The sequence below is a fragment of the Bradyrhizobium sp. Kon37 genome (assembly GCF_055807535.1).
In genome coordinates, this window is sequence record NZ_JBVVOY010000174.1 from 1 (window position 1) to 366 (window position 366).

Genomic DNA, 366 nt, shown 5'->3' on the forward strand with positions numbered 1-366 from the left:
TCTGTAAACAGTAAAGCCGGTTAATCCGGCTTTTTTTACGTCCTCAATATCCTGTGATGAATAACCGTACCGGGGAAAATCATCATGGGTAAAGGCTGGAATGCATCCTTTCATCTTGGCAGACGTGAGGGCTGGTACTGGCGGTATTTCAGCCGTCGCATCCGGCGAATGGCTTTGTACACCGTATTGAAAGTGACACCATAACGGGTGGTCAGTTCGCTGACGTTGCGACCGTTAAAATCATTCCAGATACGCAAATCCCGAATCAGCGAGTCCAGAGCCTGACCGCGTGGAATGTAGACCTGACCGCCGCCCATTCACTGGAGATTGTTGTGGCTATCTGTAAGCATCTGGGCGGCGGTCAGG

Annotated in this window: 1 protein-coding gene; it reads right to left on the reverse strand. The window is 51.1% G+C overall.

Going from position 1 to position 366, the window contains the following annotated elements; translation table 11 throughout:
- Positions 1-110: 110 nt before the first annotated feature.
- On the reverse strand, positions 111-317 hold the full coding sequence (locus AC0L3J_RS37665; protein WP_473350472.1) for a Mor transcription activator family protein: 207 nt from the start codon (positions 315-317) through the stop codon (positions 111-113).
- Positions 318-366: the final 49 nt, after the last annotated feature.